The following is a 3,178-nucleotide window of genomic DNA, read 5'->3' on the forward strand; positions in this document are numbered from 1 at the left end:
TGGATAAGGGCTCTTCACCCCGTTGGTTGGATTGGCAAGCACATAATCGATGTCGACTTCGCAGGTCCTGAACTCATGGTTACTGTTAGGAAGAGTGCCTTCGGCGCCTTTGTTGGCCAGAAGGGTGCCTATGTTAGGTTGATTGATAGGGTGATAAGGCGATTAATAAACGTGGGCGTTAGGGCAATGGAGAGTGAGGGTGAGTAATTAGGGCACCTCTATATTTGCGTGCCTAAACCTTATCTCATCCTCGGTCTTCTTCAACCTGTACATCAACTCCGCTATGATGGCGTCCAGGAGCACCATCGCCGTATCCTCAAATAATGTACCCAACGGAGCCAGCGGTTCATGAAGACCAAGTATCTGCCTTGCGAAGTAATCATCCATCTTGGCAACCTTCGTTCTACCAGGCACCTGGACCACGAGATCCGCATACCCAGCCAGTGGTGAGTCCCTATAGCTGGTTATGGCAATAACCTTAGCCCTCATCTTCTTCGCAGCCTCGGCAGCTGCAACAACCATGGTCGTTGTACCACTACCCGAAATCGCAACAACCACATCATCCTCACCGACACTCGGCGTTATAGTCTCACCGAGGACGTAGGACTTAAAGCCTAGGTGCATCAACCTCATTGCGAAAGCCCTACCCACAAGCCCCGACCTACCAGCACCAACCACTAGGACCTTCTTATCATTCCTGTAAGCATTGATTAATAGGTTTACGAATGATGATACCTCCTCAATATTTATTACATTGAGAGTATTCATTATGAAATTCCCTATCTCAAGGTAAGCGCTCCTGAAATAACGAAGGTCCTCCATTCACAGTAAAAGCACACTTGAAGTATTTATTGTTTACCTCACGTGAAAACCTCACGAAATCTGTAGGGCTATGCGTGCTAATTCATGTGTAATACCTGCTTTCATGAGGGGATATGTTTATATAGGGGGTCGGCACGGTTTAGTCAAAAAACGTACAATATAGGAAAAATGATCACCCAAACCCTACCTGGGCAGGGGGGTAAGGAGAGGAGTGCGTTAGTGTATGGGGTACACGTGTATGGAAACCTATATGGCTGCGATAAAAACCTCCTTAAAGACGAGGTCTACCTAACAAAGGTGGTTCGGGAGGCTGCTGACGCTGCGGGTGCGTTGGTCGTATCAACCTTTTACTACAAGTTTGGCATAAATGGCGGCATATCGGTGGTGGCGATAGTGGCTGAGAGCCATATATCAATACATACATGGCCCGAGTACGGCTACGCAACAGTGGACGTATACACGTGCGGTAGTCACACGAAACCCATGGAGGCCTTTAAGTACATAGTAAAAAGTCTAAATGCCAGTAGGTTTGAGGTCTTCGTATCAGACCGGTCATACTACACCGATAGTGAGGTTGGGGGTGATACCGTGACGAGTTGACTAACGCATTTGACGCGTTTCCCTTCAAATCCAACCTTCTATTTTTCCTTTATTACATAATCCTTCAGCAACCCCTTCGGTACGTAAAGCCTTACCAAACGTATCGGTCTCGCGCCATGCCTCATAACCAAAGCCCTATACTGACCACTTAATAACCAACTTGCATCATCACCATCAATACCACTGATCACATTTAACAGGTGGGAAACGTATTGATGACCTCCAGATAGCATTACAATAGTGCCTAGGTTCTCGAGAATCCCTGGATCCAACATGTCGAGGGGTGGTTGTAGAAGCATGACCAGCGCTATGCCGAATTTCCTGGCCTCCCTAACCATCCTGCTAATTACATTGTTAACACCCAACAACCTATACTCACTTGGAATCCCAAGTATGTTGTGCGCCTCATCAATCAGCACTATGTACCTGAGGGGGCATGGTGGACTCCCGCACTCCGAGACTGCCTTCTTAAACATAGTGAGCAATATCAGTGTTGCCAGGTACCTACTGAGCTCCTCATTCGTGATGCTGTTCATGGTGAATATGATGTCCCCATTCAATAAGTCGTCGACGCTCACGGTACTTGCCCCGTGGTTATAATAATTAATTAGTAGGGCCAGGGAGTTGTATAGGTTGTAGTATGCCTCCCTTAGTACGATATCGTTCGATAACTCATCCAGCGACCTCACAATATCACCTATACCGTCCATGTCATTCCTATTCGCCAGGACCATGCGAAGTAAGGCACCCTCGGGCCCTATGGATAATAACGGGTTCATCATCCTTATGGCCTCAACAACGACACTCACATCCCTACTCATCACCTTCACCGTACCCAAGTCGACATACCCTATCCTCATTAGGTTCATGAGCACTTTCGTATGTCCGTGAGGATCTATGATCACCACCCTGACCTTATCGCCCAACCTCCTCTTGACCTGGTAGGCAATGCTCATGGCCAGTGTTGTCTTGCCAGAGCCTGTTGGCCCAGTTATGAGTATGTGCGGGCTTGCTCCACGGAATGACCAATAAATGTCGCGATTATCAACGCTCCTGCCCAAAATTGCCAACCCACCACTCTCCTCGGCTATGCTTAGGAAGAATGGTGTGAAGACCGCTAGATCCAGTTCCATTGACCAGGCTTTACCGTTGTTTGCCGTGAGGATTTTCGTTATTGATGGTGATGGTACCCATCTCCATTTAAAGGAGCTATCGAAGTTAACGGTGCTGGCTAGGTATATTGAGTATGCCTCTTCACCTCTCTGTATCCTCCTAACGGTGTTCTCGAGATCCTTATACCTAAGGAAGTACTTAATATGCCTAAACATGAGGAATCTGCCGTAGGCACCGCTGGCCTTACTCTTGATTTCCTCCTGCACATCATTGTTAGTCCATACCACGATAACCACATGGGCGTTTGCTTGGGAAATCCTGCTCACCATGCTTAAGGTCTCTGCCTTGAGCATGGTATTGTCAACGAACCTCGTCACCCGCGTGTCCTGGGCGACCTCGTAATTGAACCTCATGTTTACGACAAGCCTCTTCCTCGGTAGGTCCATTAACGAGTACGCCAGGTAGAACATTGGGAACACCGCCAGGATGTATGCCGAAGCCATCAGTAACGGTGGAACGAGCAACAATAGTATGAGCGGCTTGGCTATAGGCCTACTTTTAATGCGCACTCTCATGGCATTCGCAAGCTCGAAACCGCTAATCCTGCGTATAACCAAGCCCAACCTTGTGAGTTCAGGTACGA

Annotated in this window: 3 protein-coding genes and 1 pseudogene; 2 read left to right on the forward strand and 2 right to left on the reverse strand. The window is 48.0% G+C overall.

What is annotated here, in order from left to right; all coding sequences use genetic code 11:
• Positions 1 to 207 (forward strand): annotated as a pseudogene (locus B7L70_RS12165) (PhoH family protein); the annotation flags it as partial.
• On the opposite strand, the gene hxlB reads toward B7L70_RS12165, so the two are convergent.
• Positions 208 to 822: a 6-phospho-3-hexuloisomerase gene (gene hxlB / locus B7L70_RS12170; protein ID WP_081228412.1), complete on the reverse strand. Its 615-nt coding sequence runs from the start codon at positions 820 to 822 to the stop codon at positions 208 to 210. It abuts the pseudogene before it with no gap.
• A 168-nt stretch (positions 823 to 990) separates the two neighbouring features.
• Between hxlB and speD the strand changes: the two genes are divergently transcribed.
• Entirely contained in the window at positions 991 to 1,422 is a 432-nt protein-coding gene (speD, locus tag B7L70_RS12175; RefSeq protein ID WP_081228413.1) for an adenosylmethionine decarboxylase, read from the forward strand.
• Positions 1,423 to 1,460: 38 nt separating this feature from the next.
• On the opposite strand, the gene B7L70_RS12180 is transcribed toward speD, so the two are convergent.
• A partial coding sequence (locus B7L70_RS12180; protein ID WP_081228414.1) for an ATP-binding protein occupies positions 1,461 to 3,178 on the reverse strand: 1,718 nt, incomplete at its 5' end.

It is taken from the genome of Vulcanisaeta sp. EB80, assembly GCF_002078205.2.

Coding starts and splice junctions, on each gene's coding strand:
- hxlB (WP_081228412.1), bottom strand. CDS start 822: ATGGAGGACCTTCGTTATTTCAGGAGCGCTTACCTTGAGATAGGGAAT.
- speD (WP_081228413.1), top strand. CDS start 991: ATGATCACCCAAACCCTACCTGGGCAGGGGGGTAAGGAGAGGAGTGCG.